Source organism: Brachybacterium atlanticum (assembly GCF_025669985.1).
In the GTDB taxonomy this organism is placed as follows: domain Bacteria; phylum Actinomycetota; class Actinomycetes; order Actinomycetales; family Dermabacteraceae; genus Brachybacterium; species Brachybacterium conglomeratum.
Genome location: NZ_JAKJJW010000007.1, coordinates 70834 through 89387, shown reverse-complemented (window position 1 = coordinate 89387; position 18554 = coordinate 70834). Strand labels below are relative to the sequence as shown.

14 protein-coding genes and 1 pseudogene are annotated in these 18554 nt (G+C 72.0%); 11 read left to right on the top strand and 4 right to left on the bottom strand.

The features are described 5' to 3' along the window. Positions 1–19: 19 nt before the first annotated feature. The 4 genes from mnmA to L3K22_RS05290 are packed head-to-tail and all read left to right on the top strand — an operon-like array spanning position 20 to position 5761. The gene (mnmA, locus tag L3K22_RS05305; protein ID WP_263310481.1) at positions 20–1135 is read left to right on the top strand and encodes a tRNA 2-thiouridine(34) synthase MnmA; all 1116 of its coding nucleotides are present in this window, start codon (positions 20–22) and stop codon (positions 1133–1135) included. Beyond that, entirely contained in the window at positions 1132–2256 is a 1125-nt protein-coding gene (locus tag L3K22_RS05300) for a hypothetical protein (protein ID WP_263310480.1), read from the top strand. Before mnmA ends, L3K22_RS05300 begins: the two co-directional genes overlap by 4 nt. A 47-nt stretch (positions 2257–2303) precedes the next feature. Continuing rightward, complete coding sequence (locus L3K22_RS05295) at positions 2304–4865, top strand: NAD-dependent DNA ligase LigA (RefSeq protein WP_263310479.1); 2562 nt, start codon at positions 2304–2306, stop codon at positions 4863–4865. After that, positions 4862–5761, top strand: a complete 900-nt coding sequence (locus L3K22_RS05290; protein WP_263310478.1) for a dihydrodipicolinate synthase family protein — start codon at positions 4862–4864, stop codon at positions 5759–5761. The genes L3K22_RS05295 and L3K22_RS05290 overlap by 4 nt, the downstream gene beginning before the upstream one ends. A 396-nt stretch (positions 5762–6157) precedes the next feature. On the opposite strand, the gene L3K22_RS05285 is transcribed toward L3K22_RS05290, so the two are convergent. The 3 genes and pseudogenes from L3K22_RS05285 to L3K22_RS05275 all read right to left on the bottom strand — a co-directional run bounded on the left by L3K22_RS05285 (position 6158) and on the right by L3K22_RS05275 (position 10062). Next, on the bottom strand, positions 6158–6550 hold the full coding sequence (locus L3K22_RS05285; protein ID WP_263310506.1) for an arsenate reductase ArsC: 393 nt from the start codon (positions 6548–6550) through the stop codon (positions 6158–6160). A 56-nt stretch (positions 6551–6606) separates the two neighbouring features. Beyond that, a pseudogene (locus L3K22_RS05280) lies at positions 6607–7772 on the bottom strand (IS3 family transposase). Positions 7773–7842: 70 nt separating this feature from the next. Continuing rightward, the gene (locus L3K22_RS05275) at positions 7843–10062 is read right to left on the bottom strand and encodes a RecQ family ATP-dependent DNA helicase (protein ID WP_263310477.1); all 2220 of its coding nucleotides are present in this window, start codon (positions 10060–10062) and stop codon (positions 7843–7845) included. Positions 10063–10227: 165 nt separating this feature from the next. On the opposite strand from L3K22_RS05275, the gene L3K22_RS05270 reads away from it, so the two are divergent. Further along, positions 10228–10779 (top strand): hypothetical protein, encoded by a 552-nt coding sequence (locus tag L3K22_RS05270; RefSeq protein ID WP_263310476.1) that lies wholly within the window; start codon positions 10228–10230, stop codon positions 10777–10779. Beyond that, positions 10776–11675 carry an HTTM domain-containing protein gene (locus L3K22_RS05265; RefSeq protein ID WP_263310475.1) on the top strand — a complete coding sequence of 300 codons (900 nt, stop codon included), beginning with the start codon at positions 10776–10778 and terminating at the stop codon, positions 11673–11675. Before L3K22_RS05270 ends, L3K22_RS05265 begins: the two co-directional genes overlap by 4 nt. Positions 11676–11681: 6 nt before the next feature. Here the strand turns inward: L3K22_RS05265 and L3K22_RS05260 are convergent, their stop codons facing one another. After that, positions 11682–11936 (bottom strand): hypothetical protein, encoded by a 255-nt coding sequence (locus tag L3K22_RS05260; RefSeq protein WP_263310474.1) that lies wholly within the window; start codon positions 11934–11936, stop codon positions 11682–11684. Positions 11937–12035: 99 nt separating this feature from the next. Here L3K22_RS05260 and L3K22_RS05255 point away from each other — a divergent pair, with 99 nt between their 5' ends. The 5 genes from L3K22_RS05255 (at position 12036) to L3K22_RS05235 (ending at position 18357) form a co-directional block, all read left to right on the top strand. Then, positions 12036–12839, top strand: coding sequence for a GNAT family N-acetyltransferase (locus tag L3K22_RS05255; RefSeq protein WP_263310473.1), 804 nt, complete (start codon positions 12036–12038; stop codon positions 12837–12839). A gap of 87 nt (positions 12840–12926) precedes the next feature. Further along, the gene (gene gatC / locus L3K22_RS05250) at positions 12927–13223 is read left to right on the top strand and encodes an Asp-tRNA(Asn)/Glu-tRNA(Gln) amidotransferase subunit GatC (RefSeq protein ID WP_053916864.1); all 297 of its coding nucleotides are present in this window, start codon (positions 12927–12929) and stop codon (positions 13221–13223) included. Between the two features lie 17 nt (positions 13224–13240). Continuing rightward, a complete protein-coding gene (gene gatA, locus L3K22_RS05245; protein ID WP_263310472.1) occupies positions 13241–14755 on the top strand; it encodes an Asp-tRNA(Asn)/Glu-tRNA(Gln) amidotransferase subunit GatA in 1515 nt (504 codons plus the stop codon). Further along, positions 14752–16263 carry an Asp-tRNA(Asn)/Glu-tRNA(Gln) amidotransferase subunit GatB gene (gene gatB / locus L3K22_RS05240; protein WP_263310471.1) on the top strand — a complete coding sequence of 504 codons (1512 nt, stop codon included), beginning with the start codon at positions 14752–14754 and terminating at the stop codon, positions 16261–16263. The genes gatA and gatB overlap by 4 nt, the downstream gene beginning before the upstream one ends. Before the next feature lie 399 nt (positions 16264–16662). After that, positions 16663–18357 (top strand): alanine/glycine:cation symporter family protein, encoded by a 1695-nt coding sequence (locus L3K22_RS05235; RefSeq protein WP_263310470.1) that lies wholly within the window; start codon positions 16663–16665, stop codon positions 18355–18357. Positions 18358–18554: the final 197 nt, after the last annotated feature.

Below are 18554 nucleotides of genomic sequence, written 5' to 3'. Positions count from 1 at the left end.
CCACGGAGGAGGACGCACCATGAAGGTGCTCGCGGCGATGAGCGGCGGCGTGGACTCCGCCGTGGCGGCCGCACGGGCCGCCGAGGCCGGCCACGAGGTGGTCGGCGTGCACATGGCGCTGTCGAAGAGCCGCGACCAGACCCGCACCGGCTCCCGTGGCTGCTGCACCGTCGAGGACGCCTCCGACGCGCGCGTCGCCGCCGAGCGGATCGGCATCCCCTACTACGTCTGGGACCTCTCCGACGACTTCCACGACCTGGTCGTGGAGGACTTCCTCACCGAGTACGCGGCCGGCCGCACCCCCAACCCGTGCGTGCGCTGCAACGAGCGGATCAAGTTCGCCTCCCTCCTCGAGCGGGCCACGGCGCTGGGCTTCGACGCGGTGTGCACCGGGCACTACGCCTCGATCCGGGCCGACGGCCCCGGCGGCGCCCCCTCCCTGCACCGCTCCCGCAACCAGGCGAAGGACCAGTCCTATGTCCTGGCCGTGATGGGTCCGGAGGCGGCCCGGCGCTCCCTCTTCCCGCTCGGTGAGGACGAGACCAAGGAGGCCGTCCGCGCCGAGGCGCGCAGGCGCGGGCTCGGCGTCTCCACCAAGCCCGACAGCTACGACATCTGCTTCGTCGCCGACGGCGACACCCGCGGCTTCCTCGAGCGGCACCTCGGCGAGGCGCCCGGCGAGGTCGTCGGTGCCGACGGCACCGTGCTCGGCACGCATCGCGGCACCCACGGCTTCACCGTCGGCCAGCGCCGGGGCCTCGGGATCCAGCAGCCCGCCGCCGACGGCGCGCCCCGCTACGTGGTCGACATCGACCCCGCCTCCCGGCAGGTGGTGATCGGCGCGGCTGAGCTGCTCTCCCGCCGCGAGCTGGTCGCGACCGACGTGATCGCCTTCGAGCCGCTCGAGGCCGGCCGCGCCGTCACCGCGCAGATCCGCGCCCACGGCGAGGCGCTGCCCGGAAGGATCCTCGAGGTCCCCGCCGCGGCGACGACACCCGCGAGCGGCGGCACGGCCGACGGCCTGCTGCGCGTCGCCCTCGACACCCCGGTGCGCGGCGTCGCGCCCGGCCAGACCCTCGTCCTCTACGACGGCGACCGCGTGCTCGCCGCCGCCACCCTGGAGCGTCGCCCATGACCCCCCTGCTCACCCTCACCGGTGACGGCACCTTCCGCGCCCCGACCGCGGAGGAGGCCCAGCGCCTCGAGCTGCCCGACGACCCGCACCTCGCCGCGCTGCTGCGCCTGCGCGCCCTGCTGGGCGACGACCTCGAGGAGCAGATCGCGACCCGGCTCTACCTGCCCTCCGCGCTCGGCCTGGACGAGACCGACCACCTGCTGCCCGCGACCCTCGCCCTGCTCGCCGAGACCACCGGCGACCTGGTCAGCTACGGCTGGCGGCTCGGCGCCGGGACGGGGCTGGCCTGGCATCACGCCCGCGAGCTGCGGGCCCGGGTGCTGGACGCTGCGCGGATCGCCTGGCTCGGCTACGAGGGCACAGTGATGGCCACGACCCTCGGGCCCGCGACCCTCGCCGGCGCCACCTTCCTGCAGTCCGGGGAGCGGACCCTCGCCGACCCCGGCGCGGTGCGGGACCTGCCGATGCTTCTGGCCGAGGGCCTCGTGGACCATCTCACCGAGCTGCGTGAGCGCGTGCCCGGCGGTCACCAGCACGTGCTGGTGCGCGAGGACGCGGTCGCCGCGATCCATCAGGGCCGCATCCCCACGCCCTCGGGCCGCCGGCGCTACGACCCGCTCCCTGCTCCCGAGATCGCGGTGCTGTGGCGCTCGCTGTACGTGGCGCTGGAGGACTACGGCCTGGACGCCCGCGACGTGACCCTCGGCGTCGGCGCCGACATCGCCCTGCTGCGGGCGGCGCGCGAGGCGGGCGCCCGGCGCATGGCGATCGCCCCGCGCCGCCTGCCCTCGCTGTCCTCTCCCGAGGGTCGCGCGCTCTGGGAGGGCATCGCCGAGGCCGCCGACGACGGCTGCGCCTTCGAGATCGTGGTCGACCCCCGCCCCGGCGGGAACCTCGCCCCCGAGCTCGAGACGATGCTGGAGACCTGGCGGCGCCTCGGACATGCCGAGACCGATGCCGCGGGCGTCACGGTCATCGCGCACACAGGCGCCTCCCACGGCCTGCACTCCGGCCGGGTGGATCCCTCCGCCCAGCCCGAGCGCTCGACGCTCCTGGACGAGTCCGCCCTCGAGGCGATGCTGCGGATCGCGCCCACCTGGGCGGAGCGTGTCTCGGTCTGACGCTCTCCGCCTCGCCGCCGGTCGGCCCCGTGCGCGACAATGTCCCCGTGACGACGAACGAGCCCGATCCCCGCCCCGCCGACGAGACCGCCGATGCCCAGCAGCGCATCGCCCAGCTCACCGCCCGCATCGAGCAGGCGCGGGTGGACTACTACGAGCACGACGCCCCGACCATGGCCGACGGCGAGTACGACGCGCTGGAGAAGGAGCTGCGGGCGCTGGAGGAGGAGAACCCGCAGCTGGCCTCCGAGGACTCGCCCACCCGCACCGTCGGCGGCGCAGCGGCCGGGGGCCTGCCCACGATCGTGCACGCCGAGCGGATGCAGTCGCTGGACAACGTCTTCTCCCTCGAGGAGCTGCGCGAGTGGTGCGAGCACGCCGCCGCGGAGCTCAGCGCCCCGGTGCGCTTCCTGAACGAGCTGAAGATCGACGGGCTCGCGATCAACCTCCGCTACGAGAACGGCGAGCTCGTCACGGCCGCGACCCGCGGAGACGGCCGCACCGGCGAGGACGTCACCGCCAACGCGCTGCGCATCGAGGGGATCCCGCAGCGACTCGAGGGAGAGGGGCATCCGCCGCTGGTGGAGGTGCGCGGCGAGGTGTTCATGCCCACCAAGGCCTTCGCGGCGCTGAACGACCTGCAGGTCGAGCTGCGCGAGCGCGCCGTGGCCGAGTCCCGCACCCGCTGGGAGGCGCGCAGCACCACCGGCACCCGCGCCTTCGACGAGGACCGCGAGATGCTCGCCGCGACCCGCCGCTTCCCCACCTTCGCCAACCCCCGCAACACCGCCGCGGGAGGCCTGCGCCAGCAGCTGGAGAAGAAGGACGGCCTCGAGCGCGAGGCCGGGGAGGCGCGCCTGGGCTCGCTGCGCCTGACCGTCCACGGCCTCGGCGCCTGGCCGGACCCGCCGGTCGACTCCCAGTCCGAGATGTACGAGCTGCTGAAGTCCTGGGGCCTGCCCACCAGCGCCCACCTCGGCGTCGCCGACACGGTCGACGAGGTCGCCGCCTACGTCGAGCACCACGGGGAGCACCGCCACGACCTCGAGCACGAGATCGACGGCATCGTCGTCAAGGTCGACTCCTTCGCCCAGCAGCGCGCGCTGGGCTCCACCTCCCGCGCCCCGCGCTGGGCGACCGCGGTGAAGTTCCCGCCCGAGGAGGTCACCACCAAGCTGCTGGACATCCAGGTGCAGGTGGGTCGCACCGGCCGCGTCACCCCCTTCGGGATCATGGAGCCGGTGCTGGTCGCGGGCTCCACCGTCGAGAAGGCGACGCTGCACAACCAGTTCGACGTCGAGCGCAAGGGCGTGCTGATCGGCGACACGATCGTGCTGCGCAAGGCCGGGGACGTGATCCCCGAGATCCTCGGCCCGGTCGAGTCGCTGCGCGACGGCACCGAGCGCCCCTTCGTGATGCCGACGGAGTGCCCCGCCTGCGGCACCGAGATCCGACCCGAGAAGGAGGGGGACAAGGACTGGCGCTGCCCGAACCGCCGCAACTGCCCCGCCCAGGTCACCGGCCGGGTCGAGCACGCCGCCTCCCGCGGCGCCTTCGACATCGAGTCGCTCGGCGAGGAGAGCGCGATCGCGCTGACCGACCCGGACAAGCGCCGCCCCGAGGCGCTCGCGGCGCTTGCCGAGGGCCACGCGGTCTACCTCCCGATCCGCGACGTCTCCGACACCGAGCTCGACGCCTTCGTGGTCGTCAAGAACGGTGACGTGGTCCAGGGCACCGACGGGGTGCCGCTGCTGCGCATCACCTCGGTGGACGACCCGCTGCTGCCCGCCGTGCAGGAGCCCGTGATCGACACCGGCGCGGACCTCTTCGACCTCACCGCCGACGCGCTCGCCGACGTATTCGTGTGGCAGCCGGAGCGGCGCGACGGCGTGCCGACGGGGGACTGGCGCATCCAGCCCGCCTTCTGGACCCGCCCCCAGTTCCGCCATTACAAGCGCGAGAGCACCTGGAAGCAGGTCAAGGAGCCCGCGGCGCTGAAGACCACCGAGGAGCTGATCGCGGAGCTCGAGAAGGCGAAGGACCAGCCGCTGTGGCGGGTGCTGGTGGCGTTGTCGATCCGGCACGTGGGCCCGGCCGCCGCGCGCTCGCTCGCCACCGCCTACGGCACGATGGACGCGATCCGCGAGGCGAGCGTCGAGCAGCTCGCCGAGACCGACGGGGTCGGTCAGATCATCGCCGAGGCCGTGGTGGAGTGGTTCGAGACGGACTGGCACCGCGAGATCGTCGACGGCTGGGCCGCCTCCGGCGTGCGGATGGCCGACGAGGTCGAGGAAGGCTTCGTGAAGACCCTCGAGGGCCTCACCGTGGTGGTCACCGGAGGGCTCGACGGCTTCACCCGCGACGGCGCGAAGGAGGCGATCATCACCCGCGGCGGGAAGGCCTCCGGCTCCGTCTCGAAGAAGACCGACTTCGTGGTGGTCGGCGAGAACGCCGGCTCCAAGGAGACCAAGGCCCGCGACCTGGGCCTGCGCATCCTCGACGAGGCCGGGTTCGTGGCCCTGCTCGAGGGTGGCCCGGACGCGGTCGCCCTGCCGGAGGACGAGTCGATGGAGGAGGGCGACGAGACCCCTGAGGAGTCCGAGGGGTGACCGCCTGGCTGCGCGGCCTCAGCGCCTTCCCGCTCACCCCGTTGCGGGACGGGGGCGTGGACCAGGCCGCTCTCGAGGGCATCGTCGACCTGCTCGCGGAGGCCGCCGTCGACTCGATCGGCGTGCTCGGCTCCACCGGCGCGTACACCTACCTCACCCGGGAGCAGAGGCGCCGTGTCGTCGAGATCGCGGCCCGCCGCAGCGGTGACCTGCCGGTGCTGGCCGGCATCGGCCACTGCGCCACCGACGAGGTGCTCGCGCTCGCCGAGGACGCCCAGCGCGCCGGCGCCGATGCGGTCCTGCTCGCCCCCGTCACCTACCAGGGGCTCACCGATGACGAGGTGGTGGGGCTGTACGAGGACGTCGCCCGCGAGCTGTCCGTGCCCCTCGTCGTCTACGACAACCCGTCGACCACGCACGTGCACCTCTCGCTTGAGGCATATGCCCGCATCACGGCGCTCCCGCAGGTCGCCGCCGTGAAGATCCCGCCGGTGCCCGCGGATCCCGCGGAGGCCCGGGAGCGCGTCGCGGCGGTGCGGGCAGTCGTGCCGGAGCGGGTGCGGATCGGCGTCTCCGGGGACGTCGTCGGCGCGACCGGCCTGCTCGCCGGATGCGACCTGTGGTTCTCCGCACTCGCTGGCGCGCTGCCGGGACCGCTGCTCGCGATCTCACGGGCGGCACGTGCCGGGCGAGCGCAGGAGGCGCTGGAGCACTCCGCACGCCTGCAGGGGCTGTGGGACCTGTTCGCCGAGTGCGGCGGCAGCCTCCGCGTGGTCGCCGAGGTCTCTCGTCAGCTCGGGCTTGTGCGCGAGCCCGTCCTGCCCCGGCCCCTGCGCCCGCTGGCTCATGCCCAGCAGGAACGCGTCGCGCAGGTGCTGGCCGCGCTCGAGCGGTGAGCCGAGGACAGTGGTTCATTCGGGCGCGGCTACGTCCGCGTCGAGGAGCCGCTCGAACACCTGGCGAGAGGCCTCGAACCCTCGAACCGCGAATCGCTGTAGGGCTCGTAGTTTCTTTGGGAGGACGAACGGCAGTAGGCGACATATGCAAGTAGTTCGATCGACGACGTCACGTTTGGGTATACCCAGTGCGACAGATGTGTCGCATAAGTGTCGAGCCGGACCCTATTGAGAACCGTAAATGGCCGGCGAGTATCTGTCCTGCTGGGGTGCCCCAGTTCGGCACGCAACTTGCTGCGCGGTGCGTGACCCCTTTTCGTGCGTCAGTCTCCAGTCTGCTGATGGAGGCGACTGGGGATCGCTGGCGTCACCTGATTTGCGTGTTCGTAGTGGCGGTCAGCTGCGTGAAGTCGGGGCAGGGAGTATCTCGGTGAGCAGGTGGCGGATGCGGGTGTCGATCTCGTCGCGGACTTCGCGTGCTTGCTCGAGTGTGCTGTCTGCTGGGTCGCGGAGGTCCCAGTCTTCGTAGCGTTTGCTGGGGTAGATCGGGCAGGCGTCTCCGCAGCCCATGGTGATGACGACGTCGGCTGCGCGGACGACATCGTCGGTCAGGGGCTTGGGGAAAGCCGAGTCCAGATCGATCCCGATTTCTCGCATGACTTCCACGGCGCGTGGGTGGATGGCGTCGCTGGGGGCGGATCCGGCGGAGCGGACGTGCACTCGACCGGCCGCATGATGATCCAGCAGTGCGGCAGCCATCTGTGAACGGCCTGCGTTCTGGACGCACACCAGCAGCACTTCGGGGACATCGGGGACTGCCGCACGAACAGGTGACAGTTGGGGTGTCAGGCCGCGAGGCTCACGGCCGGGTTCATGATGGTCTCGTATTCGATGGGGGTCAATCGGCCCAGACGGGCCTGACGCCGGCGGCGGTGGTAGGTCCGTTCGATCCAGGTGATGATCGCGATCCGCAGCTCCTCTCGGGTTCGCCACCGTTTGCGGTCCAGGACGTTCTTCTGGAGCAGCGAGAAGAACGATTCCATCGCGGCGTTATCACCGGCAGCACCGACTTGGCCCATGGATCCGATGAGGTGGTGACGGTTCAGGGCGTGCACGAACTTCCGTGACCTGAACTGCGATCCTCTATCCGAATGCACGATGCAGCCGGCTGCGTCACGGCGCCTGGATATCGCGTTGTCCAGGGCCTTCACCGCGAGGCGAGCCTTCATCCGGTCACTGATCGAGTAGCCCACGATCCGGCCGGAGAACACATCTTTGATGGCGCAGAGATAGAGCTTGCCCTCGTCGGTCCAGTGCTCGGTGATGTCGGTCAGCCACAGTTCGTTGACGTCATCGGCGGAGAAGTCCCGCTTCACGAGGTCGTCATGGACCGGCGGACCGGGGCGCTTTCCGTTCTTGCCGCGCTTCTTACCGAACACCGACCACCACTGGTTGTCCCGGCAGATCCTCCACGCCGTCCGCTCACACATCACCTCACCGGCCTCGGCGGCTTCGCTGACGAGGAACCGGTAGCCGTACTCGGGGTCGTCGAGGTGGGCGTCCAGCAGAGCGTTGGCTCGATAGGCCTCGGTCAGCTCGGCTGTGGTGACCTGCTGGCGCCGCCAGCGATAGTAGGGCTGACGGGAGAGCTTCAAGACCCGCAGGGACACCGCGACGGGGATGCCGTCAGCGGCGAGCTCGCTCACGAGCGGGTAGAGCTTTTTCCCGGCAGGTTCGCCTGGGACAGGTAGGCGGCAGCACGGCGCAGGACCTCGTTCTCCTGCTCGAGCAACCGGATCCGCTTGCGGGCATCGCGCAGCTAGGTGGAATCCTCCCGGCTCTTGCCGGGGCGGTTGCCGTCGTCGATGTCGGCTTGGCGGATCCATTTGTGCAGCGTCATCTCGTGGACGCCGAAGTCCTTCGCGATCTGCGCGATCGTGACGCCGTCCTCACGGGACCGGGCCACTCGCACGACATCTTCGCGGAACTCCTGGGGGTAGGGAGCGGGCATGGTGCACATCCTTCCAGGCCGCCCTGCGGGCAAGCCAGATCAGATGTCACCTATCCGCGCGGCAGTCCCCTCACGCCTGCTGCGCGAGCGCCAGCGGCAGGACCGGCCCGGAGCCCGCGCGGCGCAGCATCCGGGCGGCCACCGCCATCGTCCAGCGAGTGTCGATCACGTCGTCGACCAGCAGGATCGGCGCACCGTCCAGGGCGTCGAGCCGTGCCTGCAGCTCGGCGCCCACCGCGAAGCGCTCCCAGAGGTCGGCGACGCGGAAGGCGCTGTTCCCGCCGCCGCGCAGCGGTGCGGCGTCGGGGGAGAGGTCGAGGGCGCCGAGGTCCTCGAGCCGTCCGATCGAGGCGATGCCCGCGGCGAGGGAGCCCACCAGCTGCGGGCGCGTGGTCGAGGGGACGGCGACCACAGCGGCGGGGCGCTGCTGCCAGTCCCAGTCCTTCAGCACCTCGACGATCCGTCCACCGATCCGCTCGGGGACGACCGCGTCGACGGGCCGGCCGTCCTCGTCGGTGCGCAGCAGCTCCCGCAACGGCACCGCCCAGCCGAGGTCCGACATACGCGCGATGACCCGGCCCTCCGCGGCGCGCTCGCCCTCGGGGATCCGGCCCTTCGGCGCGCCCGCGCCGAGCAGCCGGTCGAGTCCCGAGGGCCAGCTCGCCCGCGGCTCGACCGGCACGCCGACCCGCTCCACCAGCGCCGCGACGCGCTGATCCGCGCCGTCCTCGGCGCCTCCCTCGCCCGCACTGGTCGCCGGCGCGTCCTGCGCCGGGTACCAGGGCCCCGCGCAGACGTCGCATCGCCCGCAGGGCACGGCGGTCTCATCGTCGAGCTGACGGGCGAGGAACACCATCCGGCACTGCTCGGGTCCGCCGGCGAGCGCCTCGTACTCGAGCATCGCTTGCTGCTCCTCGCGGCGGGCGCGGGCGACGGTCTCGTAGCGCTCGGCGTCGTAGTGCCAGGGCGCGCCGGTGGAGACCCAACCGCCCTTGACGTTCTGGACCGCGCCGTCGACGGCGAGCACCTTCAGCAGCAGCTCGAGGGCGCTGCGGCGCACGTCCACCCGCGCCTCGAGCGCCGGGGTGGACAGCGGCGCGGAGGATTCCGCGAGCGCGGCGAGGACCTGCGAGGCGGACTCCTGGGTGGGCATCGACGCAGTCGCGAAGTACTCCCAGATCGCCCGGTCCTCCTTCCCCGGCAGCAGCAGCACGTCGGCCCGGTCGGTCGCACGGCCCGCGCGGCCCACCTGCTGGTAGTAGGCGACGGGGGAGGAGGGCGCCCCGAGGTGGATCACGAAGCCGAGGTCCGGCTTGTCGAAGCCCATCCCCAGCGCGCTGGTCGCGGCAAGGGCCTTGACCTCGTTGTCCTTCAGCGCCTGCTCGAGCTCGGCCCGCTCCTCCGGATCGGTGCGGCCCGTGTAGGCGCGCACCCGCCTGCCGGGCCGGTCCAGCAGGGAGGCGAGATCCTCCGCGGCGGAGACGGTCAGGGCATAGATGATCCCCGAGCCCTCGAAGGAGTCCAGGTGCCGCACCAGGTAGTCCAGGCGCTGCCGGTCATCGGCGAGGCTCATCGACCCCAGCCGAAGCGACTCCCTGGTGAGCGAACCGCGCAGAGTCAGCACCTCCCCGTCGGCCCCGCCGGTGCCGAGCTGCTCGGCGACGTCGGCGACCACGCGCGAGTTCGCCGTCGCGGTGGTCGCGAGGACGGGCACCTCGGAGCCGAGCTCGGCGACGAGATCCCGCAGCCGGCGGTAGTCGGGGCGGAAGTCGTGGCCCCAGTCGGAGATGCAGTGGGCCTCGTCGATCACCAGCAGCCCGCAGCGGTCCACCAGGCGCGGCAGCTGCTCCTCGCGGAAGCGGGGATTCACCAGACGCTCGGGGGAGACCAGCAGCACGTCGATCTCATCCGCCGCGAGACCCTCCTCGATGTCGCGCCACTCGGTGGGGTTCGCGGAGCTGATCGCCTCGGCCCGCACCCCGGCCCGTCTCGCGGCCGCGACCTGGTCGCGCATCAGCGCGATCAGCGGGGAGATGATCAGCGCCGGCCCCGCTCCGCGCCGCCGCTGCAGCAGCGCGGAGAGGAAGTACACCGCGGACTTCCCCCAGCCGGTGCGCTGGACGACCAGCACGCGGCGCCGCTCGGCGACCAGCGCCTGGATCGCCTCGAACTGGCCGGGATGGAAGCGGGCGTCCTCCCGCCCGGTCAGGGTGCGCAGCGACTCGAGGGCCTCCTCGTGCAGCGCGGCGCTGTCGGTCGGGGCGGCGGGGGAGTGCGGCGTCGTGCTCATGGACCCAGTGTGGCAAGCCGGGCCGACGCCCGACGACCCCGAGGCAGCGTCGTGGACACGCGCACGCTGGGGAGGAACGGTCCTGGGCGGGTGTCTGAGACAGCTCTCATGCACCTCTCATCCCCTGCGCACCCCGTCTCATCCGGTCCCTCTAGTGTTCCGGCCATGACCTCCTCAGCGCTGCACCGTCGCTCCGCCGGAGCCTCCGTCCCCGACACCCCTGCCACCCGCCTCCTCGCCGGCCTCCTCGCGGGAGCCCTGCTCACCGCCGTGGCCCTGCCCGCCCGCTGCTACGCCGCGGAGGGTGAGGTGCGGGACTCCTTCCCCTTCTCCCACTACCCGATGTTCTCCGCCCGGCGCTCGGCTCACTACCGGGTCGCGCACCTGCTCGGCATCGACGCCGACGGCACCTCCCGGCCCCTGCACTACAGCTATCTCGGCACCGGCGGGCTGAACGCCGTGCGCCGCCAGGTCCGCAGGCGGGTGCGCGACGGCGACGGTCAGCGCCTCGCCGAGCACGCCGCCGCACTGCTCGCCGCCCGCGACCGCACCGAGGACCGCGGGATCCTCGAGGTCCGCATGGTCCGCGGCCGCTACCACCTCGATTCCTACCTGTGCGGCAGCGAACGCGAGGACTTCACCCGCTCGATCGAGCTGGTCGGCGCGGCGCCCGTCCCGGGCCGTCGCCCCGCCGCTGTGGTGGAGGCCGGACGATGAGCCCCCTGCTGCGCCGTCTCGCGGACACCGCCCGACGGCACCTCGCCCCCGCCGCGCCCCCGACCGCCCCCGCCCTGCTGCGCCTCGCCGTCGGCGGCTACCACCTGTGGCACGTCGGCCGCCGACGCTCGCTGTATCGAGGCGTGCACCGCACCGCGACCGAGAGCTTCGATCCCGTGGGCGTCGCGCGGGTGCTGAAGAAGCCGCTCCCGCCCCGGGTCGCGGACGCGCTGCTGGACGCCTCCCTGGTCACGGGGGCTCTGTTCACCGCCGGGATCGGGCACCGGGTCACCGGGCCGGTGCACTCGGCCCTGCAGACCTGGAACTTCAGCTACCGCAACTCGTGGTCGATGGTCTTCCACCACGAGAACAACCTGGTGCTGCACACGATGGTGCTCGGCGCCGCCCCCGCGGCCGACGCGCTCAGCGTCGACGCCCTGGTGCGCGATCGGACTGTGCTGCCCGAGCGGCGTTCGTGGATGTACGGGGCGACGCCCGCCGTGATGAACGGCGCCGTCACCCTGACCTACCTGTTGGCAGGTCTCGCGAAGCTGACCGGCTCCGACGGGATGCGGTGGGCGAGCGGTGCGTCGATGCGCAGCCAGGTCGCGGTGGACTCGCTGCGCAAGGAGATGCTCGGCGAGGGCTCGAACCCGCTGCTGCGCGTCCTCGGCCCGCATACCGGGCTGTTCGCGGTGATGGCGGCGGGATCGCTCGTGCTCGAGCTCGGCGCACCGCTGGCCCTCGCGGACCGCCGTCTCGGGTGGCTGTTCGCCGCCGGCGCCTTCTCGATGCACTGGGGGATCAAGGTGATCATGCGGATCACCTTCCCGTACAACCTCTCGGGGGTGCTCTACCTGCCGCTGCTGCTCATGCCGCCGCCGGAGCGGGGCTGAGGGGACTCAGGACTCGGGCTCGGAGTCCCCGGAGGGCTCAGCGGATTCCGAGGACTCGGCCGACGGCGCGCCCTCGCGCTCCAGCCGACGCAGACGCTCCGAGGTGGACTCGGAGTCGCTCAGCGGGTTCTCCTTCGTGGCCAGCGCCCGACGCATCCGGGCCTCGAGCTCCTGCGCCTCGCGGATCTTCGGGTCGTCGGAGAGCTCCTCGCCGTCCTCGGGGTCATGGGCGAGATAGTCGATGTGCGGGTCGACGGGCATGGCGGGTCCCTTCGTGCGATGCGGCGGAGACGGAAGTCTAACCCTCCGCCGGTCGCTGCGGACCGGCCGCCGTCCCGTCCCCGCCGTACACTCGCCGCCATGCCGAAGCGGTCCCGCCCCACCTCGTCCCCGGCCCTCGCCGGCACCGCCCTCCTCGAGACGCTGCTCGGCGGCTGGCGGGCGCTGTCACGCCTCGAGGTGGACGGCTTCGCGGTGCAGCGCTCCCGCGGCGTGACCCGCCGCGCCAACAGCGTCATCCCGATCGACCCGCCGACGGACACCGCGGCGCTCGACGCCGCACTGACGAGGATCGAAAGCCTCCTCGCCGCCGCGGGGGAGAGCCCCACGTTCCGCCTCTTCTCCGCCGACGGACTCGACCACGAACCCGTCCGCGCGGCTCTCGAGCAGCGCGGCTATGCAGCCGGACCACCGGTCCATGTCCTGCTCCGCCCGCTCGCCGACCTCCGCACCGCCCCCGACCCGCGCGCCGCGATCACCGTCGGCGCCCCGCCCGAAAACTGGCTCGAGGCCTCCTGGCGGTTCGCCCCGCGCCCCGATGCCGGCGCTCGAGAGACGCTGCGCGAGATCATGGCCGGCACCCCCGCGATCTACCTCGCCCTCACCGACCCGGGCTCCCGCGAGATCGACGCCGTCGGCCGCGCCGCCCTCGTCCCGCATCGCCGCCGCACGATCGCCGTGCTCGACCAGATCGCCGTGGACCCGGGCCGCCGACGGGAGGGGCTCGGCCGAGCCGTCGTGCGCTCCCTGCTCTCCCTCGCCGCCGTCCAGGGCGCGGACCTCGCCCTGCTCGAGGTCGAGACCGGGAACACCGCCGCCCGCGCCCTGTACCGCGGCGAAGGCTTCACGCCCTGCGGCGAATACCGCTACCTCACCCGGCCCTGAGCCGGCCCGCCGCCGCGCTGCACCCGCGTGAGCGGTACCCCCGCGCGGCCGTCGAACCGGGCCGCGCGACCGTCCTAGACTGTCCCCATGCCTTCGATCGGACGAGATGACGTCGCACGCCTCGCCGACCTCGCACGGATCCAGCTCACCGAGGAGGAGATCACCCGCTTCGCCGGTGAGTTCGACTCCATCATGGACGCTGTCGCCTCCGTCTCCGAGGTCGCCTCCGAGGACGTCCCCGCGACCTCCCACCCCATTGCCATGACGAACGTCTTCCGCGAGGACGTCGTGACCGAGACCCTCACGCAGGAGGAGGCGCTGGCCGGCGCCCCCGATGCGCAGGACGGCCGCTTCGCCGTCCCGCAGATCCTGGGCGAAGAATGACGAGTGTGAGGAGACCGATGCTTTCCCCCGACATGATCCGCCGCAGCGCCGCCGCCCAGGCCGCCGCGCTGCAGGCCCGTGAGACCTCCTCCGAGGAGCTCACCCGCGCCCACCTCGACCGCATCGCGGCCGTCGACGGCGACCTGAACGCCTTCCTCCACGTCAACGAGGAGGAGGCCCTGGCCACCGCGCGCGAGGTCGACTCCCGCCGCGAGGCCGGCGAGGAGCTGCACCCCCTCGCGGGCGTGCCGATCGCCGTCAAGGACGTCCTGGTCACCAAGGGCCAGCCCACCACCGCCGGCTCCAAGATCCTCGAGGGCTGGGTCCCGCCGTACGACGCGACCCTCGTCGAGAAGCTCCGCGCCGCGGGCCTGCCGATCCTCGGCAAGACCAACATGGACGAGTTCGCGATGGGCTCATCCACCGAGACCAGCGCCTACGGCCCCACCCGCAACCCCTGGGACCCGGACCGCATCCCCGGCGGCTCCGGCGGCGGGTCCGCCGCCGCCGTCGGCGCCTACGAGGCCCCGCTCGCGATCGGCACAGACACCGGCGGCTCGATCCGCCAGCCCGGCGCCGTCACCGGCACCGTGGGCGTCAAGCCCACCTACGGCTCCGTCTCCCGCTACGGCCTGATCGCCATGGCCAGCTCCCTGGACCAGGCCGGGCCCGTCACCCGCACCGTCGAGGACTCGGCGCTGCTGCACGAGCTGATCGCCGGGCACGACCTGCGCGACTCCACCTCGCTGCTGGACCCCGTCGGCGCCTACGCCGAGGCGGCCCGCAAGCGCGACGTGAAGGGCCTGCGCATCGGCGTGATCGAGGAGCTCGAGGGCGAGGGCTTCGCGCCTGAGGTCCGGGCCCGCTTCACCGAGTCCCTCGACCAGCTCGAGCGCGCCGGCGCCGAGATCGTCCGGGTCTCCTGCCCGAACTTCGAGTACGCGCTCGGCGCCTACTACCTGATCATGCCCTCGGAGGCCTCCTCGAACCTCGCCAAGTTCGACGGCATGCGCTTCGGCCTGCGGGTGATCCCCGAGGACCACCCCACTGCGGAGAACGTCATGAAGGCGACCCGCGGCGCCGGCTTCGGCGACGAGGTCAAGCGCCGCATCCTGCTGGGCACCTATGCCCTCTCGGCCGGCTACTACGACGCCTACTACGGCAGCGCCCAGAAGGTCCGCACCCTCGTACAGCGCGACTTCGCCGCCGCCTTCGAGAAGGTCGACGTGCTCGCCTCGCCGACCGCGCCCACCGTCGCCTTCCGCCTCGGCGAGAAGATCGACGACCCCACCGCGATGTACATGAACGACATCGCCACCATCCCCGCCAACCTCGCAGGCACCCCGGGCATCTCCCTGCCCTCGGGTCTCGCCGAGGACGGCCTGCCCGCCGGCATCCAGTTCCTCGCCCCGGCCCGCGCCGACGAGCGCCTGTACCAGGTGGGAGGCGCCCTCGAGGCGCTGCTCGAGGACTCCTGGGGCGGACCGCTGCTGGCCAAGGCTCCCGAGCTCGCAGGAGGCGCAGCCCGATGACCACCACCGACATCAGCCCCGTCGACTTCGACGAGGCGATCGACCGCTACGACCCGGTCCTCGGCATCGAGGTCCATGTCGAGCTGGGCACCGCGACCAAGATGTTCGACGGCGCGCCGAACATCTTCGCCGCCGAGCCGAACACCGCGATCACCCCCACCTCGCTGGGCCTGCCCGGCTCGCTGCCGGTCGTGAACGCGAAGGCCGTGGAGTACGCGATCCGGATCGGCCTGGCGCTGAACTGCTCCATCGCCGAGACCTGCCGCTTCGCGCGCAAGCAGTACTTCTACCCGGACCTCACCAAGAACTTCCAGACCTCGCAGTACGACGAGCCCATCGCCTTCGACGGCTGGGTCGACGTCGAGCTCGAGGACGGGGAGATCGTGCGCGTCGAGATCGAGCGCGCCCACATGGAGGAGGACGCGGGCAAGAACACCCACGTCGGCGGCGCGACCGGCCGCATCCACGGCGCGACCCACTCCCAGGTGGACTACAACCGCGCCGGCGTGCCGCTGGTCGAGATCGTCACCAAGCCGATCCCGGACACCAAGGGCCGCGCCCCCGAGGTCGCCGCCGCGTACGTCCGCACCCTGCGCGACATCTTCCGGGCCCTGGACGTCTCCGAGGCGCGGATGGAGCGCGGCAACGTCCGCGCCGATGTCAACGTCTCGCTGCGCAAGGATGCGAGCGCCCCGCTCGGCACCCGCACCGAGACCAAGAACGTCAACTCCTTCCGCTCCATCGAGCGGACCGTGCGCTTCGAGATCTCCCGTCAGGCCGGGCTGCTCGACGCCGGCGAGTCGATCGTCCAGGAGACCCGCCACTTCCACGAGGACACCGGCGGCACCTCCTCGGGCCGCCCGAAGTCCGACGCGGAGGACTACCGCTACTTCCCCGAGCCGGACCTGGTGCCCGTCGCGCCGAGCCGCGAGTGGGTCGAGGAGATCCGCGCCGCGCTGCCCGAGCTGCCCGCCGCCCGCCGGCGCCGCCTGCTGGGGGAGTGGGGCTTCACCGACCTCGAGATGCGCGACGTGATCAACGCCGGTGCCCTGGACCTCATCGAGCAGACGGTCACCGCCGGCGCCTCCGCCCAGTCCGCCCGCAAGTGGTGGATGGGCGAGCTCGCCCGCGTGGCGAAGGACCGCGACGTCGAGATCGAGGCGCTCACGATCACCCCCGCGCAGGTCGCCGAGCTTCAGGGCCTGGTCGACGCGAAGAAGATCAACGACAAGATCGCCAAGCAGGTGCTGGTGAAGGTCCTCGAGGGCAACGGCGACCCCGCCGCGATCGTCGAGTCCGAGGGCCTGGCCGTCGTCTCCGACGACTCCGTGCTCACCACCGCCGTGGACCAGGCGATCGCCGACAACCCCGACGTGGTCGCGAAGATCCAGGGCGGCAAGGTCCAGGCGATCGGCGCCCTGATCGGCCCGATCATGAAGGCCACTCGAGGCCAGGCCGACGCCGGCCGCGTCCGCGAGATCATCATGGAGAAGCTCGGCGTCAGCTGAGCCCTCGCCGCACAGCGCACGAAGGACGGGCCGCCCCGCACAGGGGCGGCCCGTCCTCTCTGCGCATGGCCCGAGGGCGTCCGCGCGGACGCGGACCGCCGCCGCGCTGCGGACCTTCGCGCCGCCGCCCTGATGTGAGTGTCTCCACGGGGCAGGTCAAGAACGGGTAAAGAATCTGCGAGCCGGATTGTCGGACAAGCACGCCGAGGTGACGAGCGAAAGCCCATGTCATGCACAGGTTCCGCTCAGTGGGAGGTGCGCGGCGTGCGGCGGAGCGCGCAGGTTACCCCTGGGTACAGTCATTCGTCGTCCGCTGTGCCGCCTCCCTGCTCGGTGACCGGCGCCCTGCGGGCCCCGAGTACCCGACCCGGCGGATCCCCGCCGAAGGAGAGCCCCCAGATGCCTGGAATAGACGCGGCCGTCGAGACGATCTTCGGCCCCATCGCCGCCTTGCTCAGCGCCGTCGTGTTCTACGAGGCGCCGATATTCGGCGGCGTGCCGATCATCGTCGTGTGGCTCATGGCCGCTGCGATCTTCCTGACCGTCTGGCTGCGCTTCCAGCCGATCACCGGGCTCAAGCACTCGATCCAGGTGATCCGCGGCCGGTACACCGCCAAGACCGATCCTGGTGAGGTCTCCAGCTTCCAGGCGCTCGCCACCGAGCTCTCCGGCACCGTCGGGCTCGGAAACATCGCCGGCGTCGCGGTCGCGATCGCGGCCGGCGGCCCCGGCGCGGCGCTCTGGATCGCGATCTTCGGGTTCTTCGCCATGAGCGTGAAGATGGCCGAGGCGACCCTCGGCGTCATGTACCGCAAGGTCAACGCCGACGGCACCACCGAGGGCGGACCCATGTACTACCTGCGCGACGGCCTCGCGCAGATCGGCCGCAGGCGCCTGGGCCGCGTGCTCTCGGTGCTGTACGCGATCTTCGCCCTCGTCGGCGTGTTCGGCGCGGGCAACCTCTTCCAGTCCAACCAGGTCGCCGCGATCGTCGCCTCCTCGACCGGCAGCGAGTTCCTCGCGGGCAACCAGTGGCTGATCGGCGCGGTCATGGCCGCGCTCACCGCGATCGTGATCCTCGGCGGCGTCACGAAGATCGCCCGCTGGACCTCCGCGATCACCCCCGCGATGGCCGTGCTCTACGTGCTCTGCGCGCTCACCATCATCCTGGTGAACATCGAGGCGCTGCCCGCGGCGGTCGCCACGATCTTCACCAGCGCCTTCACGGCCGACGGTGTCACCGGCGGCATCATCGGCGTGGCCGTCATCGGCATCCAGCGCGCGCTGTTCTCCAACGCCGCGGGCGTCGGCTCCGCGGCAATGGCCCACAGCGCCTCGAAGACGAAGGAGCCCGCCACCGAGGGCTTCACCGCCCTGTGGGAGCCGCTGGTCGACTCCATCGGTGTGTGCATGCTGACCGCCATCGCGGTCGTCATCACCGGTGTCTACCAGCGCGGCGGGGAGGACGGCGTGGCGCTGACCGCGGCCGCCTTCGGCACCGTCGCGGGCTGGTTCCCCTACCTCCTCACCGTCGCCGTCGCCCTGTTCGGCTTCTCGACCGTCCTGGCCTACGCCTACTACGGCGAGCTCAGCGCCAAGTTCCTCTTCGGCAGCTCCGCGCTGGTGCAGAACGCCTTCCGCATCGCCTGGGTGCTCGCCGTGATCGTCGGCGCCGCGATCTCGCTGGACTCCGTGATCGCCTTCTCCGACGCGATGTTCTTCCTCATGTCGGTCCCGAACCTGCTGGGCACCTACTTCCTCGCCCGTGTGCTGCGCCTGGAGATCCTGCGCCACCGCTACCGAGTGAGCGTCGGCGCCCTCTCCGAGGTCGAGTCGGACCTCCAGGTGGGCATGGGCTCCCACGAGCCCACGGCGGAGCAGGTCGCCGCCGAGGAGCATCGCACCCTGACCGAGGAGCTGCGCCTGGCCGACCTCCACCGCCAGCTCGCCGAGGACCCCGACTTCCCCGTCCGCGCCGACCATCACGACGAGGACCTCGCCTCGCCGATGGGGGAGACGGACTACGACGACTGGGCTCAGGATCCCGAGGGGGATGGCGACCCGCAGGCGGAGCGCAGCCCGGCCGGGGCCTGAAACCTGGCTCGCCGTGCATGACAGGGGCCGTTCCGGGCGCACCGGGACGGCCCCTCGTCATGAGCACGGGTGACGGACATCTGTCCATCGCGGAGCCCCCGGGGCGGCACCTTCGCGTGCCTGTGTCCACGGCTTTTGCCCGATCCGGCGACATCGTGGCGCTTCTCATCCGGACCGCGTCCGGGTTTGCGAACACT

Coding starts and splice junctions, on each gene's coding strand:
- mnmA (WP_263310481.1), top strand. CDS start 20: ATGAAGGTGCTCGCGGCGATGAGCGGCGGCGTGGACTCCGCCGTGGCG.
- L3K22_RS05300 (WP_263310480.1), top strand. CDS start 1,132: ATGACCCCCCTGCTCACCCTCACCGGTGACGGCACCTTCCGCGCCCCG.
- L3K22_RS05275 (WP_263310477.1), bottom strand. CDS start 10,062: ATGAGCACGACGCCGCACTCCCCCGCCGCCCCGACCGACAGCGCCGCG.
- L3K22_RS05270 (WP_263310476.1), top strand. CDS start 10,228: ATGACCTCCTCAGCGCTGCACCGTCGCTCCGCCGGAGCCTCCGTCCCC.
- L3K22_RS05265 (WP_263310475.1), top strand. CDS start 10,776: ATGAGCCCCCTGCTGCGCCGTCTCGCGGACACCGCCCGACGGCACCTC.
- L3K22_RS05260 (WP_263310474.1), bottom strand. CDS start 11,936: ATGCCCGTCGACCCGCACATCGACTATCTCGCCCATGACCCCGAGGAC.
- L3K22_RS05255 (WP_263310473.1), top strand. CDS start 12,036: ATGCCGAAGCGGTCCCGCCCCACCTCGTCCCCGGCCCTCGCCGGCACC.
- gatC (WP_053916864.1), top strand. CDS start 12,927: ATGCCTTCGATCGGACGAGATGACGTCGCACGCCTCGCCGACCTCGCA.
- gatA (WP_263310472.1), top strand. CDS start 13,241: ATGCTTTCCCCCGACATGATCCGCCGCAGCGCCGCCGCCCAGGCCGCC.
- gatB (WP_263310471.1), top strand. CDS start 14,752: ATGACCACCACCGACATCAGCCCCGTCGACTTCGACGAGGCGATCGAC.
- L3K22_RS05235 (WP_263310470.1), top strand. CDS start 16,663: ATGCCTGGAATAGACGCGGCCGTCGAGACGATCTTCGGCCCCATCGCC.